Annotated in this window: 15 protein-coding genes; 5 read left to right on the top strand and 10 right to left on the bottom strand. The window is 48.4% G+C overall.

All coding sequences use genetic code 11. The features are described 5' to 3' along the window. Positions 1 to 2: 2 nt before the first annotated feature. Entirely contained in the window at positions 3 to 884 is an 882-nt protein-coding gene (locus tag FHS77_RS07385) for an ABC transporter permease (protein ID WP_184221895.1), read from the bottom strand. After that, positions 884 to 1,912 (bottom strand): ABC transporter permease, encoded by a 1,029-nt coding sequence (locus FHS77_RS07390; RefSeq protein ID WP_184221897.1) that lies wholly within the window; start codon positions 1,910 to 1,912, stop codon positions 884 to 886. Before FHS77_RS07390 ends, FHS77_RS07385 begins: the two co-directional genes overlap by 1 nt. A 136-nt stretch (positions 1,913 to 2,048) precedes the next feature. Here FHS77_RS07390 and FHS77_RS07395 point away from each other — a divergent pair, with 136 nt between their 5' ends. Next, positions 2,049 to 4,406 carry a helix-turn-helix transcriptional regulator gene (locus tag FHS77_RS07395; RefSeq protein WP_246431266.1) on the top strand — a complete coding sequence of 786 codons (2,358 nt, stop codon included), beginning with the start codon at positions 2,049 to 2,051 and terminating at the stop codon, positions 4,404 to 4,406. A 95-nt stretch (positions 4,407 to 4,501) separates the two neighbouring features. On the opposite strand, the gene FHS77_RS07400 is transcribed toward FHS77_RS07395, so the two are convergent. The 6 genes from FHS77_RS07400 to FHS77_RS07425 are packed head-to-tail and all read right to left on the bottom strand — an operon-like array spanning position 4,502 to position 10,255. Further along, positions 4,502 to 5,560 (bottom strand): sn-glycerol-3-phosphate import ATP-binding protein UgpC, encoded by a 1,059-nt coding sequence (locus FHS77_RS07400; RefSeq protein WP_184221901.1) that lies wholly within the window; start codon positions 5,558 to 5,560, stop codon positions 4,502 to 4,504. Continuing rightward, positions 5,553 to 6,254 carry an HAD family hydrolase gene (locus FHS77_RS07405; protein WP_343060969.1) on the bottom strand — a complete coding sequence of 234 codons (702 nt, stop codon included), beginning with the start codon at positions 6,252 to 6,254 and terminating at the stop codon, positions 5,553 to 5,555. The genes FHS77_RS07400 and FHS77_RS07405 overlap by 8 nt, the downstream gene beginning before the upstream one ends. After that, positions 6,251 to 6,991 carry a glycerophosphodiester phosphodiesterase family protein gene (locus FHS77_RS07410; protein ID WP_184221903.1) on the bottom strand — a complete coding sequence of 247 codons (741 nt, stop codon included), beginning with the start codon at positions 6,989 to 6,991 and terminating at the stop codon, positions 6,251 to 6,253. The genes FHS77_RS07405 and FHS77_RS07410 overlap by 4 nt, the downstream gene beginning before the upstream one ends. A 24-nt stretch (positions 6,992 to 7,015) precedes the next feature. Next, on the bottom strand, positions 7,016 to 7,936 hold the full coding sequence (locus FHS77_RS07415) for an ABC transporter permease subunit (protein ID WP_184221905.1): 921 nt from the start codon (positions 7,934 to 7,936) through the stop codon (positions 7,016 to 7,018). A gap of 2 nt (positions 7,937 to 7,938) precedes the next feature. Beyond that, entirely contained in the window at positions 7,939 to 8,943 is a 1,005-nt protein-coding gene (locus FHS77_RS07420) for an ABC transporter permease subunit (protein ID WP_184221907.1), read from the bottom strand. After that, entirely contained in the window at positions 8,930 to 10,255 is a 1,326-nt protein-coding gene (locus FHS77_RS07425; RefSeq protein WP_184221909.1) for an extracellular solute-binding protein, read from the bottom strand. The genes FHS77_RS07420 and FHS77_RS07425 overlap by 14 nt, the downstream gene beginning before the upstream one ends. 137 nt (positions 10,256 to 10,392) lie before the next feature. Between FHS77_RS07425 and FHS77_RS07430 the strand changes: the two genes are divergently transcribed. Continuing rightward, the gene (locus FHS77_RS07430) at positions 10,393 to 11,328 is read left to right on the top strand and encodes a sugar-binding transcriptional regulator (protein WP_184221911.1); all 936 of its coding nucleotides are present in this window, start codon (positions 10,393 to 10,395) and stop codon (positions 11,326 to 11,328) included. A gap of 68 nt (positions 11,329 to 11,396) precedes the next feature. Here FHS77_RS07430 and FHS77_RS07435 read toward each other — a convergent pair whose 3' ends face one another. After that, entirely contained in the window at positions 11,397 to 12,446 is a 1,050-nt protein-coding gene (locus tag FHS77_RS07435) for an LLM class flavin-dependent oxidoreductase (RefSeq protein WP_184221913.1), read from the bottom strand. Between the two features lie 188 nt (positions 12,447 to 12,634). On the opposite strand from FHS77_RS07435, the gene FHS77_RS07440 reads away from it, so the two are divergent. The 3 genes from FHS77_RS07440 to FHS77_RS07450 all read left to right on the top strand — a co-directional run bounded on the left by FHS77_RS07440 (position 12,635) and on the right by FHS77_RS07450 (position 14,212). Continuing rightward, a complete protein-coding gene (locus FHS77_RS07440; RefSeq protein WP_184221915.1) occupies positions 12,635 to 13,330 on the top strand; it encodes a helix-turn-helix transcriptional regulator in 696 nt (231 codons plus the stop codon). Positions 13,331 to 13,409: 79 nt separating this feature from the next. Further along, positions 13,410 to 13,781 carry a VOC family protein gene (locus FHS77_RS07445; protein ID WP_184221917.1) on the top strand — a complete coding sequence of 124 codons (372 nt, stop codon included), beginning with the start codon at positions 13,410 to 13,412 and terminating at the stop codon, positions 13,779 to 13,781. Further along, a complete protein-coding gene (locus FHS77_RS07450; RefSeq protein WP_184221919.1) occupies positions 13,781 to 14,212 on the top strand; it encodes an EVE domain-containing protein in 432 nt (143 codons plus the stop codon). The genes FHS77_RS07445 and FHS77_RS07450 overlap by 1 nt, the downstream gene beginning before the upstream one ends. Positions 14,213 to 14,270: 58 nt before the next feature. Here FHS77_RS07450 and FHS77_RS07455 read toward each other — a convergent pair whose 3' ends face one another. Continuing rightward, a complete protein-coding gene (locus FHS77_RS07455; RefSeq protein ID WP_184221921.1) occupies positions 14,271 to 15,416 on the bottom strand; it encodes an ABC transporter substrate-binding protein in 1,146 nt (381 codons plus the stop codon). Positions 15,417 to 15,445: the final 29 nt, after the last annotated feature.

Consider the following 15,445-nt stretch of genomic DNA (forward strand, 5'->3'; position numbering starts at 1 on the left):
GCTCAATTCTCCACATCAAACATATCGCGCAGACCGTCACCCAAAAGGTTGAAGCCAAGCGTTACATAAAGAACGGCAAATCCCGGACATAAAACTTCCCACCAGAAATCCGGCATAAATTGACGGCCATCGGCAACCATCGAACCCAGATCAGGGATTGGCGGTTTGACCCCGAAACCAAGGAAGCTGAGTGTGGCACCAAAGAGGATGACAAAGGCCGCATCCAACGTGGTTTTGACCGAAATAACCGACACACAATTGGGCAAAATTTCACGGAAGAGAATATGCAGCGGGCCAGCACCGGCAAGACGCGCAGCCTCGATATAATCTTCAGATGCCACCGATTTTGAAACCGCATAGATCAGGCGTGCGTGCCATGTCCACCACAGCAAAGTAATGGCAATCATCGCATTCATCAAAGTGGGTTCCAACAGATTGGAAACTGCCAGCGCCATCACCAGCGGCGGCATTGCCAGCATGACATTGGTCAGGCCGCTGATGAATTTTTCTGTCCAGCCACCAAAATAACCGGCAACAAGACCCAGTACCGCACCAACAGGCACAGAAATGCCAAGCACACCGATAACCAGCAGCAAGGAAATACGTAGCCCGAAAATCGTACGCGTAAAGATATCACGGCCTGCTTTATCTGTACCAAACCAATGGTTCAGATCAGGAGGCAAATGACGCGCACGGAAATCCACCACCGCGCCAATATGCTTAGGGTAAGGCGTTATTAATGGCGCAAACACCGCCAAAAATACGACAGACAGCAGAATGAGCGTGCCGATAACTGCCGCCGGATTGCGGCTGAAACGATACCACATCATATAGCCGGAACTTAAAGCCCGATCATTGGCATCGAGCATTTTGACTTCAGCCATCAGCGAGCCTCCTTATGACGCAGGCGCGGATCAATGATTGAAATCAGAATGTCCACGATCAGATTTGCAATGATAAAGAACAGCCCAGCCACCAGCACCACAGCGGTGACGGAATTGAGATCTTTTTGCAAAATGGAGTTAAGGCCATAAGAAGCAAAACCGCCCCATGCAAAAATCATCTCGATCACAAAAGCATTGCCGATAAGGGATGCAAATTCGAGCCCCATAATGGTCAGCGGTGCAATGGATGAAAGCTTGAGCAAGTAACGGAAAATTATAACCCGCTCCGGCACACCAAAGCTTTGCAAAGTCAGCACATGATCTTTGCGCTGATTTTCAATCATCGATGAGCGGGTGATGCGCGTTATCTGGCCGATCCCTGCCATTGAAAGTGCAAATGCCGGCAATGCCAGATGCTGCAAGGCACTTGCCACCACATCAAAACGGCCGGCAAGCAAACCATCAACAATCAAAAAGCCGGTGGGGCCGCCTGTCCAGCCGAGATTATGATCAATACGGCCAATAATCGGCCAATTATTCAAATAGCGCGCAGCCAGCAATTGCAGCGTGATCGCAAACAAAAAGCTTGGAATAATCACACCGGTGAGTGAAAGCACGCGGCCGATATGGTCAAAAGCACGATCACGGTAATGCGCGGTGATAACCCCTAATGGGATTGCCACGAGAAACATGAAAATAACCGAGACCAGCACCAGTTCAACGGTTGCCGGAACAGTGCTTGCCAGATCGGTTGTGACAGGACGCTGTGAAACCAGCGACATGCCTAAATCCCCGTGCAGAGCTTTGCGGATATAATCAAAATATTGCACGACCAGCGGCTGATCGAGCCCCATGGACAAACGTAAAGCGTCAACTTGTTCAGGTGTTGCGGCAGGGCCCAAAGCCATGCGCGCAGGGTCGCCCGGCACAACACGTGCCAGTATAAAAATCATGACCGACAAGGCAATCATCACCAGAATGAAAGTGCCTAATCTCGTCACAATAGCGACTAAAGGGTGTTGCTGCATTGGCGCCTCCTCCTCTGCATCATCATTTCAGGCACCAAGCTTCTGCGCATGTTGCCCAACGCGCAACTGCAGAAAAGTATAGTTTTTTTGAAAAATGGTATAGGTATTTTATGAAAAGCACTTTATGCTTTTGCGCATGACATCAGAGCTTCTCCCCCGTTTATTGCTGCGCAAACGTCTTGCAGAAGAAACTGCAAAAACCGTCTATCTGCACGCACCAAGCGGTGCCGGAAAAACGGTTTTATTGAAGTTTTTAGGGGAGGATTTAGGCGCTTCCATCTGCACTCTTCCGCAGCCAGACGAGCGTCATTTTCAAGGTAATCGCCTGTTATGGGATGTGCCCCCCGGCTTACGCGCACCGCATATTCCAGCACACCTGTTGAATGAAAATACGGTGCTTTTTATTGCATGTCGCCCCGATCAGCATGTTAAAGGGATAGCGCGTCATGGTCTGCATTATGGCGTTTCGATTTATGATGCCGATAAACTCAGTTTCAAACCAAGCGAATTAGAAGCGCTTGAGCCACAGCAAAGACACCTGATTTCGCAGGAACTTGCCAGTTGGCCTGCGTTCCTAGTGCTAGCAAAAGAGCCGAACGAACAGCTTTGCATTGATTATTTGGAGCAAGTCTTTTTAGCGCAATTTCGCGCAGGCGAGATTGTCGAGCTTTCCATCTGGCTGGATAATCCAAACACCGAAAGTCGCGCTTACTGGCATTCTTTATTACCGCCTGCCTTGATGAGAGATTTGAATAAACACAAATTTTTACGTGCGCTTTTAAAACGCGCCGTTCAAAATAAACTCAATGATTTCAATAGTGATGAAGCCCTGTTTGAAGCTGCACAGGCATGGGAAGATTCCAGACAACCACTGGCCGCGATGCGCTTGCTATTAGATCATCAACACGAACATCACGCCGCACAGATTTTGAAACGCGCACAAGGGCGTGAGCTGATATATGACTCTGATTTAGAGGCTTTTCAGGACATCATCATGCGTTTTTCGACGCAGATGCTGGCAGAAGATGAAACTGTCCTTTTTGCCGTTGCGCGTACTTTGCTAAAACAAGGGGAGTTGCAACGCGTACGCCATCTTTTGATGCGCTATATGGGCTCAGATTACCTTGATCCGCTCAAAGTGCTGAATGCTAAATCACGCTATTCTTTTACCGCTAAAACCTTCCGCCTCACATTCATGATTTCAGAAGACTTGACCCCGAGCGATACAATGATTGCAGGGCTTGGCGAGTTCATGGCTGATTACCCGATGCGGGCATATAGCCGGTGGGCCGGTTATTATAATTCCATTCTTGAATTTGAAGTCCGTCGTCGTAATTTTCGCGAGGCGGAAGCCGCTGCTGCACGCGCATTGATGTATCTGAAGCGTAGTGGTGATCGCCCGCTCCTCGATTTTTTCATTCATTTGCACCAGATCGTCTTGCGTTTAATGAATGGCGATGCACTGCTTGCGCGACAAGCTGCGACTGAAGCCAGAAGCCGATTAGAGCAGGTTACACATCCGGCTCCGCAAGAATTTCGTATGTTACGGCTGGCAGAAGCGTGCCTCGCTTATGAGGCGGGGCGTCCGCGTGATCTTCTTGAATTCGTCAATAATGAGTTTGAAGCTTTTGCTGCTGCAGAAATCTGGCCAAGTCTGATGCAGTTTGCGCTGTATTATGCGTCCCAGATATTGGCCGATAATTTTCCGGTCGCCATCCGCCCCGGCTTTCTGGATCACCTATGGATCCATTTGTCGGAAGGTTTGCAATTTAACGCGATGATGGAAATACGCACTGCAATTGCTTATCAAAATGCCAATCGCTGGCAGGATGCAGCATTAACACTGTCAGCCGTGCGTATGCCGATGGGGCGAACCGGAGTTGAAAGTGCGATTTATGAATTAAGCCGCATTAGTCGCCGTGATGAAATTTCATTCGCCATGGCATGGTTGCGTGATGCAGTGCATCAATGGACACCGCGCTCTTATCTGCCCAAACAGCTGGATGCTTTGCTGGTTAATCCTAAGGTGACCAACCGTGAGAAAGTGGCATTACAATTATGGCTGAGTTTTGCAGCCTTCCGTCGTGGCGATATAGCGGCAGCGCGCGCAGGTCTGCTCTCAACATTGCAGACAACCAAACGCCTAGGCTGCTACGGCGTTCTGTCTGAAGAACGGATTTTTTTGTCACCGCTTTTAAAAGAGAAACGTATCCGAAGTTTCATTGAGACGTCACCTGAAGCGCAAACAGCACTGACCGTCCTGACCAAAGCTATCGACTCTCCGCAGGCACGCGCCATTCAAGGCGGACTGTCACAACGTGAAATACAAATGTTGCAGCTTTTGGGCTCCGGCATGTCCAACAAACGCATCGCACATACATTGAGCATTTCAGAAGTGACGGTAAAATTTCATTTAAGCAATCTTTATCGCAAAATGGGCTGCCGCAAACGCAGCGAGGCACTCAAATCGGCACTTGCCTTAGGCTGGATTTGACGACGTTGTAAAGAAACCGCCGGATCTAACCGGCATTTATAATTCCGGTTAGATCCTGTTATTTTATATAAATTTAAAGTACCCGGTCATTTCATTTAATCAATCCGGCAACCGGATTGCTGATTAAAATAATGCAGATTGGCATATGGCACTGTAAAACGCAGTGTATCGCCTTCGTTTAATGACGGCCTGCCCTGCAATACCGTCACCAAAGGTTTATCAAGTCCCCCAATACGGACATAAATATGGCTTTCTCCACCGACTTGCTCAATCAATTCAACGATGCCGGATAGTTGCAGCGCATCACCTGTTTCCGCCCCATCAGACGTAACAATCTGATCCGGACGAAAGCCGATTATATCCACCTGCTTCGATAAATTTGCAGGCAAGTTAATCCCTGTAAGTGCCGCAAGATGTGTGACAGGCATCAAATTCATTGGTGGCGAACCTATAAAGCCCGCCACGAAAAGTGTTGCGGGGCGATCATAAAGCTCAATGGGCTTGCCGACCTGTTCAATGTGGCCGCCATTCATCACAACCAGACGATCAGCCAATGTCATAGCTTCCAGCTGGTCATGAGTAACATAGACGCTCGTTGTTTTAAGCGCACGTTGCAGACGGCGAATTTCGATGCGCATCTGACCGCGCAATTTTGCATCCAGATTGGAAAGCGGCTCATCAAACAAAAAGGCTTTAGGCTCGCGCACAATTGCACGCCCCATAGCCACGCGCTGACGTTGCCCGCCCGAAAGCTGTCGCGGTTTGCGATCCAAAAACGCCGAAATCTCCAAAATCTGTGCAGCATTGGCTATCCGGCGATCAATTTCACCCCGTGCCGTGCCGCGGTTTTTCAAGCCATATTCAAGGTTCTGGCGCACCGTCATATGTGGATAAAGTGCATAATTTTGAAACACCATGGCGATGTCGCGTTCTGCCGGTTCTTTATCATTCACAATCACTTCATCAATACTGATGGTGCCGCCGGAAATGCTTTCCAAGCCAGCAATCATTCGCAATAAAGTGGACTTGCCGCAACCAGAAGGCCCGACCAAAACCAGCAATTCGCTGTCTTCAATCGTCAGGTTTAAATCATGAATGGCAGTCACATCACCGGCATAGGTTTTACGTATATTCTGAAGTGCGATACTAGCCATGCAGGTGCTCCGCTTCGTCAAATCTGCAACCTAGAATACGCAGAATTTCACGCAATTCTTCCGCGCCTTTAGCGATATGGGCAGCGCCGGCTTTACGCAAAATTATCTCACGATTGGGACGCGGATCATTGAGATCAATAAAGCCGACCGGCATCATACCGGCAGCAACCGCCGCGCTAATGCCATGCGGACTATCATCAATCATAATGCTCGCTTCTGGCTTTACCTTATGTTGCGCAGCGCAATGCAACAATAAATCCGGTGCCGGTTTTGGGTTTTTGACACTGTCAGCCCCATAAACATGAGGTGCCAGACTTTCCCATAAAACCGTTCTGCCCAAGCTCAATAAAAGGCGTTCATTACGGCTGTTTGAAGCCACTGATTTTTTCACCTGCAATGAGCGCACTAAATCCGGCATACCATCCATTGGCATCAAATCAACGGCAAAAGCTTCATAGAGCGTTTCATGCCACGATGAAAATACAGCATCCGTATCGGTCAGCCCATATTCATCTTCACAGATACGACGAATGTCGCGTTCCGATTTTCCGGTAAAATGCAAATGCACATCCATCGGTGACAAATCCACATTGGCACGGCGGAGTGCTTCAGACAGAGTACGGCTCGACAAAATCTCGCTGTCGATCAAAACGCCATCACAATCGAAAATAACAAGTTCAGGTTTATGCATCATAGTGTTGTGCCGGAGCCTCTGACTGCAAGAGCCGTATCAGGATTATCGGTGGTTATCTGGCGCAACCCGCAATTCATCCATTTTTCAAGATCATCACGTTCATTGGGCACCCATGCGCCAAGACGTGATAAAGGTGCATTAGCAATGATCGCATCCCAATGGGTGCCAAGCAGATGTTTTTCAATTGCAACAATGTCGGCCACTGCAAGACGTGTTTTCAAGCCATCCACCACACCTTCTGCTTCCGCATCCGGCATATGATAAGAATTTAATGTACGAATATGAGGGGCTTTAGCACGAATGGTTTTCAATACATCAACGGAAAAACTGGTTAGATAAGCACGCTCTGCCAACCCAAACTTGTCAATCGCAGCAGCAGCCAATGCCTCCAAACCTTCATAAGCATGACCATTGGCGTCTTTTTTCAATTCAATATGCAGCTCAAGTTTTGTATCTGCATAGATTGCCAATACGTCCTCCAATGTCGGAATAGTATCCGAACTGTTTTTCAAGCGGATCTGCCGATGGACGCCTGCACTCAACTCTGAGACAGGCCCCTGTGCTTCTGCGGTGCGATCCAATAAAGCATCATGGATCACCAGCAACTCACCGTCTTTGGTCAGATGCACATCAAATTCGACACCCTCAACATTCAAATCCAATAAATTGCGAAATCCGGTAAGGGAGTTTTCTGCCCAGAGATTACGGGCGCCACGATGGCCGATAATAAAGGTCATTTTTAATTTTCCTGTAAGAAGAGATTATTTACCGACATCCGTCACGCCCTTGGTGAGCCAGCGCTGCAAAAAGATAACCACGAGCGTCGGCGGCAGCATGACAAAGAAAGAAGCAGCCATGGCAATGTTCCATGCCGGAGGCTCGTCCGGCCCGGGCACGAGGCTGCGCAAACCAAGCACAACGGTTTTCATGTCCGGCGTGGTTGTGAACAAAAGCGGCCATAAATATTGGTTCCAGTTGCCGATAAAAAGCAGCACCACCAACGCCGTAATATTCGTGACCGATAGCGGCAGCAGAATATCAATGAAGAATTTGAACGGTCCGGCATTATCGATTTTTGCTGCTTCCAGTAATTCATCCGGCACTGTCAGAAAAAACTGGCGAAACAGAAATGTTGCCGAAGCAGAAGCAATCAACGGTAAGATGAGCCCGCTATAACTGTTGATCAAATTCCATTGCAACCCAATTTCCAGCCGATAACCGGTCGCCATTTCAACCAGCCAGCTGATACCGGTGACGCGGAAGAAATCCCGCAAAGGCCCGCCCACATCAGCAAGCGCCTCATAGGTTGGGATAATACGCGCCTCAATCGGCAGCATCAGCGAAATGAAGATGATCCAGAACATCGTCATGCGGAAAGGAAAGCGGAAATAGGTGATGGCAAAAGCCGCCATCAATGAAACCGTTACCTTGCCAACCACAATCAAGGTCGTGGTGATGATGGAATTAATATACAGCCGTGAGAAGTCAACGGTTGTCCATGCCGCCACCATATTGTTCCAAAACTCACCTTCCGGCAGCAATGGAAAGGGCATTTTTTGCAATCGGGCAAAATCAAGCGAGCCCGCAACAAAAGCCAGATATAGTGGCAGACAGACGATCAACGCTCCGATCAGTAAAATCGCGTGACAAAAGAAAGTTAAAATGGGAGAGCGTTCAACCATGATCACACCCCGTAATTAACGCGGCGTTCAACCGCGCGGAACTGAAGAACAGTGAAAAGAATGGCAATGCCCATCAGCACGACCGATTGTGCCGCTGAAGTTCCCAGATCAAGCTGCACGAAACCATCCTGATAAACCTTATAAACAAGCGTACTGGTTGCAGCCGCCGGACCACCGCCTGTCATCGTTTCAATGAGAGCAAATGTTTCAAACAGGCCATAAATCAGGTTCATAATCATCAGAAAGAAGAATGTAGGCATAATCAGCGGCATGGTCACGGTAAAGAACCTGCGCACAGGTCGTGCACCATCAAGAGCTGCTGCTTCCATCAAAGAATTCGGCACAGACAAAATAGCTGCGACCAGAAAAATATAATCATAGCAAAGATGGTTCCAAACGGCTGCAAGCACCACCAAAATTTGCGCGTCCATCGGGCGCAAAGCCGGGTTCCATGGCAAGCCAAGCTCATGCAAAAAGTGCGCGATGGGGCCAACATTGGCGTTAAACATAAATGCAAAAATTGTACCGGAAGCAACCGGCGCAATCGCATAGGGCAGCAAAATAATACGGCGATATACGGCACGCCCACGGATCACCCGATCAGTTGCAAATGCAAGCATTGCAGCTAGACCAAGTGTAATAACACTTTGTACAACGGTCAGCGCAAGGGTCAGAAGAGCACTGAAGCGATATTCAGGACTGGAAAAAAGACGGGTGAAATTATTAAACCCTACAAAAATGACACTCATGCCAAACGGGTCTGTTTCGACAAAAGCCAAAGACAGAGCTTTATATGCCGGAATGTAGAAGAAAAATAACAAAATCAGCAATTGCGGCGCCAGCAGCAGAAAACCAGCACCATTTCGTTTGAAATGCGCAGCTTTCAGGCCAGTCAGCGAGGGTGTCGTCAATTTTGTAAACCAGCCAGGGAGCTGAAAAATTCCTGCCTGTTGCTGGCGCCCTTGAGCGCCAGCAGACATGGTCATACTATCATTATTTACCGGCATTGATCCGCTCATACTGACGGAGAACTTCATTGCCGCGCTTGACCGAGGAGTCGAGTGCATCCTGTACGGATTTCTGACCTGTCCAGACTGCCTGCAATTCTTCCAGCATGATGGCACCGGTCTGGTTATGATTGCCGAAACGGAAACCACGTGAGTTTTCATTTGGCGTGCCGCGTGATAGCTGCATGATAGCGATTTCACGGGTTGGATTTTTCTCAAAATATCCTTCCGCCTTCAGAGCTTCATAAGCTGCTGTCGTAACCGGCACATAACCGGTGGCTTTGCTCCACCAGACCTGCGTTTCAGGCTTGGCAACAAAATCCAGGAATGCTGCTGCACCGGCCTGCTCTTCTTGAGATTTGTTGCCCAGAACCCAAAGCGCTGCACCACCAATAGTGGAGTTTTGCGGCTCAACACCTTTTTCATAAGGCAGATATGTTGCGTTCCATTTGAACTCAGCCGAACTTTCAACTGCAGAGTGGCCAGCGGTTGAATTGATCAAGGTTGCGCAAGTACCGGAGGTAAACATTTGCGATGGGTTCAACCCCTCACCCGCAACATGCAAAATACCATCATCGATCCAGCGCTTGAGACGTTCGGTCTGCTGCACGACAGATGTTTTATTATAAACAAACTCCGTATCCAAACCATCAAACCCATTGGATTTCGTACCAAATGGCTGATTGTTGATGGCTGAATAATTTTCAAACAGGCTCCAATGATAATCGCCCGCTAAGGCCATCGGGCATTTGGTAATACCTTTTTCCTTCAAGGCATAAAGGCGCTCATCAACGTCTTGCCATGTTTCACCAGGGCCATCAAAACCAGCCTGCTTCAACTGATCTTCATTAAACCAGAAGATTGGCGTCGATGAATTGAAAGGAAGCGCTGCAGGTTCACCATTTACGACATAAAAACTTGCAACAGGCGCGATAAATTCGCCCCAATTAGTTTTGTAACCCTGATCTGCCATCAGCTTATTAACCGGAATAATCGCACCGGAATTCAGCATGGTCAGAAAACCGCGCTCGGCTGATTGCAAGATGGTCGGATGCTGACCTGCACGATATGCCGCCACCATCGCCGCCATCGTTTCTTCGTAGTTGCCCTTATGAACACCGACAACTTCATACTTATCCTGTGAAGCATTAAAATCAGCAATAAGCTCCTGCACAGTTTCGCTCAGCTTACCGCTGATTGCATACCACCATTCAATCTTTACCTTGTCTGCAGCAAAGCCCGGCATTGTCATTGCCAGCAAAACACTGCCTGCCGCTGTAGTGGTCAGGACTTTTTTTAAGATCGACGTCATATTTGATCCTTAAGACGCATGATTGTATGAGCTGTAGTGCGGTTCTTCTTATGAAGAATCGTGCCGCAGCGACGATGCACAACCACTAACGCACATTTGTTACACTCGAATGACAAATGTAACCCAAAGGGATTACGATGGATCAAAATGACCTGATTGTGCGCGCATCATGGCTCTATCACGTGGAAGGATTAACGCAGGCGCAGATTGCCGACCGCCTTCATCTGACACGCCGGCGGGTCAATGAAATGCTGGCGCAGGCGCATCGCGACGGCGTGGTCAAAGTTTCCTTCAATAGTAAGCTGGCTGATTGCGTGGCCATGGAAGCCGAGCTTTGCAAGCGTTTTGCCCTTGAGGATGCGATTGTTGTGCCAACGCCCGAAGATGTTTCACAGATCCATAAGATTATGGGGCGGGCAGTGGCTGCTTATCTTGATCGCTTTATTACCGCACACAATATCCGCTCTTTTGGTGTCGCATGGGGCTCAACATTACGTGAGACAATCCAGTTTATGACACCACAGCAACGCCCCGAAATGGAAGTTCACTCCATGACAGGCGGCCTGACACAAGGCACTGAGATTAATACTTTTGAGATTGTACGTGGCTTTGCGCAGGTTTTTTCAGCCAATTGCCGTTATTTCGTTGCGCCTATTTATGCAGAGTCACCGGAATCAAGGGATGCGATCATTTCGCAAACTGTCTTCCGTCGTACTTATGAAACAATTTGTAATGTTGATCTGGCTTATTTCAGCGTGGGCGATGCCTCCAATCGTTCATTGCAGGTGCGCTATGGCCTGCCGGAAGGCATCGACATTGAGGAATTAAAGGAGCATGGCGCAGTTGGTGATCTGGGCGGTCGTTTTCTGAATGCCAAAGGCAAGCAGCTTGACCATACGATTAACAGGCAAGTCCTGTCGCCGGAACTCACCAGTTTAAAAACAATCCGCCACCGGCTGATTGTCGGCGGCGGAGCGCATAAAGTGCCGATTGTGACAGCAGTCTTACAAGGTGGCTTTGCAACGATTTTGGCTATTGATGCCGAAAGCGCCGCATCTATTCTTGAGCAATAGAACGGGCAGCATAATGCTGCCCGTCAGGGTTTTAAGAACAAGTCATCAGGCAGACTGGAGGGTTTTGATCAGTTGATCTGATCGCCTGACACCCGTCCCTCCCAATTTGGTTTCCAACCCAAACTTGGTGCCACATGCTTGGCAAAGGATTCCAGAATATGCAGATTATATTCCGGCCCAAGCTGGTTCGGGATTGTCAGCATCAACGTATCGGCCAAAGCAATCGCCTTATCGTTTTTCAACTGCTCAATCAGCACATCTGGCTCGGCCGCATAAGTGCGCCCGAAAGTAGAGCGGAAACCATCAATCATACCGATGCCGTCATCTCTTTCCGCTGCATTGCCAAAATAGGCTCTGTCCGTATCATTCATGATCGGAAATACACTGCGGCTGACTGAAACACGTGGTGCACCTTTATGGCCTGCATCACGATAAGCTTCACGGAAACGGATAATCTGCTCCGCTTGCAATTCGTCAAAAGGCATACCACCATCTTCGGTTAGCAAAGTTGACGACATCAGATTAAGTCCCTGACGACCCGTCCACTCCGCTGTTTCACGCGTTGCCGAGCCCCACCAAATATGATCTTTCAATGTGGCCGAGCGCGGTTCAACGGGCACTGGGCCGCGATAACCCATTGTCGGATCACCCAATGCCAGCTTTTCACCTTCAATGGCACGCATGAACAAGTCAAATTTCGGACGTGCAATATCAGCTCCACGCGGATCGGTTGAGCCTGTATAGCCAAAGGCTTCATAACCCCGAACAACCGTTTCTGGCGAACCACGACTAATACCAAGCGCGATACGGCCATCAGCCAGAATATCAAGGGCTGCTGCCTCTTCCGCCAAATAAAGCGGATTTTCATAACGCATATCAATCACGCCGGTGCCAACTTCAATATGTTTGGTCTTGGCGGCAATCGTTGCCAAAAGCGGCATAGGCGATGCCTGCTGCTGTGCAAAATGATGGACGCGGAAATAGGCACCATTAACGCCGATTTCATCGGCGCCAACACCAAGCTCCACGGCCTGCTTCAGCATTTCGCTGGCTGTGCGGGTTTGAGAACCGCGTGCGTTCATATAATGGCCGAAGCTTAAAAAACCAAAAGCTCTCATGAAATATCTCCTGCCGTCTGTTGCGGCTTTCATCACTGTTGGTAGTCATATAGTATACAAAAGTAACTACAACAGGTATGATCGATCGAACGCAGTGTTCACTATTTCATCATTAAACACTTACAATTTTTATAGGACAGAAGAATACTGCCACTTTCTGACAGCGCGTTTTGCTGATAGATTTAATTATGTCCCGCTCCGAACGTCTGTTTGATCTTTTACAAGTGCTGCGCAGGCACAAGCGACCCGTCAGTGGCAAAATACTCGCTACAGAAACGGGTGTGAGTATCCGCACGCTTTACCGTGACATTGCCAGTCTTCAGGCTTTAGGCGCAATGATTGAAGGTGAAGCCGGCGTTGGCTATGTGCTGCGCCCTGGTTTTCTGCTACCGCCGCTGATGTTCACTCAAGAAGAAATTGAAGCACTTGTTTTAGGTTCACGTTGGGTCATAGAAAGTGCCGACAACCATTTAAGCGATGCGGCACGCAGTGCGCTGAGCCGTATTGCAACTGTTCTCCCAACAGATTTGCGCAATGATTTGGAAAAGTCCACTTTGCTTATCGGCCCCGGAACAAATCTTCCAGCTGATATTGTTGATTTAAAGTATTTAAGAAAAGCCATCAGGAATGAGCATAAACTCATCCTTGATTATAGTGATAAAAATGATGCTGCATCAACCAGAACCATCTGGCCTTTTGCCCTCACCTTCTTCGATTCGGCGCGCATATTATTAGGGTGGTGCGAACTGCGCCAAAGCTTTCGTCATTTCCGAACCGACAGAATAATTTCCGCCCATATGACCGGTGAACGCTATCCTGAACGTCGTCAAACTCTATTTAAAAAATGGCGCGAAGCCGAAGGTATTAAAAGAAATTTTGATTGAACCATCACTACTGCCATAATCTGACAGCAAGCTGCATTAGTTTGTCTCCATGTTAAAAAATACAAACCGGAGCGAACCAATGACCAAAAACAATACTCTGCTGCTTTATGTCAATGATGTACCCGAAAGCATAGCATTTTATGAAAAAATGCTGGAACAACAACCGGTTGAGCAAAGCGCCAGCTTTGCTTTGTTCATTCTGTCATCCGGCTTAGCGCTGGCTTTATGGGATAAAAAAGAAGTGCAACCCGTGCCAACAATTATGGCTGGTGGCTGTGAACTGGGTTTCAAACTCAATGATGCTGCTGACATTGACCGCCTCCATCAAGAATGGTGCGACAAAGGTGTCAAGATTGCACTTGCGCGGATGAATGCAGGTTTTGGCCGTAGCTTTATGGCGCTTGATCCAGACGGCCATCGTCTGCGTTTTTACACGATTGGGCAAGTGTGATGGAGCGCCCTCGCCGCTATTGGATTGCGGTCGCCTCTGCTGATCACGTTGCTACAGGTAAAGAACTAGGCATTATGCAAGTGTGCCATGGTAAAGCGGCACCGTTAAAGCGCGTTTTGCCCAATGATTATATCATTTATTATTCACCGACCATTTCCTTTGCCGGAAAAAATCGTCTGCAATGTTTTACGGGATTTGGCATAGTTCATCAGGGCACTGTCTATCAGGTAGAAATGGCACCCTCATTTAAACCTTGGCGCAGAGATGTGAACTGGTTCACCACACGCGATGTGCCAATCCATCCTATATTGGATGAATTGAACTTTACGCGCGGAGAAAAAAGCTGGGGCTATAAATTCCGCTTTGGTCTTTTTGAGATTGACCAGCAGGATGCCAAAATAATTGCGGAAAAAATGCTCATAGATAACTGAGCTATAAACGTCAAAAGGGCAGTAAACTGCCCTTTTGAATATTACTTATCCGTTTCAATTAACGAGAATGGATTGTCCAGAAATCCTGCCAATCCTGAAGCTTCGCGTAATCGCTTTCAGCAGTTTTAGCATTCGGAACATGCAGCTGATCAATCACATTCACGATACCGGAAGCTTCACTTTCAGGAATTTTTGCATTTTTATTGGATGAAATTTTGCCATCACCCAACTGTGGCGCCATGCCTTCTTCGGTCATCATGTAATGAACGAAAAGCTTGGCAGCATTCGGGCTCTTGGTGCCAGCAGCAATCACAGCAACACGCGGGGTCAACTGACCAGCCCATGGGTTCATGCCAGCGCAAATGCCCATGGAATAGTCATTTTTCTTGGCATCACGGAAAATCGATGTGCTTAAGAAGCCCATAAATGGCTTTTCCTGACCCTTGGCACCAACAACCGGGCCAACATCAGTGTCTGAGCGGGTAACACTTGGCTTGTTTTTGGCAAAACGCTTAACCCATTCAGCGGTTGCGCTTTTTTCGTCGGTTTTCAAAGGCTCGCCGAAGAAATCTTCGTAAGCTTTAGCCATGGCTGCATCGTCATGTTCTGCAATCTGGTTGAACCAGAACATGGTTTCGTTGCGCAGCAACGGATCAGGAATAGCCACGCGGCCTTTCCAATCTTCCGTGGTCAGCGCCCAGATATTATCAATCGGGCACTTGTCGCCGTGAACATCGGAATTATATGCCCAAACCCATGGGTTGAGGCTGGTGATCGCAGGGTTCTGATATTCTGCCGGAATTTGATCTTTCAGATCCGGCGGCAACCAGCTCAGGCCTGCGCCCTGAACGATAATTTCAGAGGTAACCGATGGCAGGTTGCTCATGTTGAAAACATCAGTGCGCACATTGCCTGCTGCTGCTTCACGCAGGATAACCTGTTCCTGGTTCTGACCGTTCATTTTAACGCCGGTTGCTTTTACACCGTATTTTTCGGTGAAAGCATCAGCCATTGCAACGATCTTACCGGTTGCATCAACGACGGTAATCGCCGGCTCTTTTTTCGCAGCTTCAATCAAAGCTTCGAGTGAGTAGTCAGCATCTTTAATGCCGATTTCGCCAGCAGGCTCAGCCAATGCAGCTGTGCCGGACAAAAGTGCTACGCTCAATGAGAGAGCAGCAATATTACGAAGGGTCAAAGACATTCTATCCTCCAGAGTTAATCGAATATTCT

Origin of the sequence: Paenochrobactrum gallinarii, from assembly GCF_014205685.1 — a bacterium.
Lineage (GTDB): Bacteria > Pseudomonadota > Alphaproteobacteria > Rhizobiales > Rhizobiaceae > Paenochrobactrum > Paenochrobactrum gallinarii.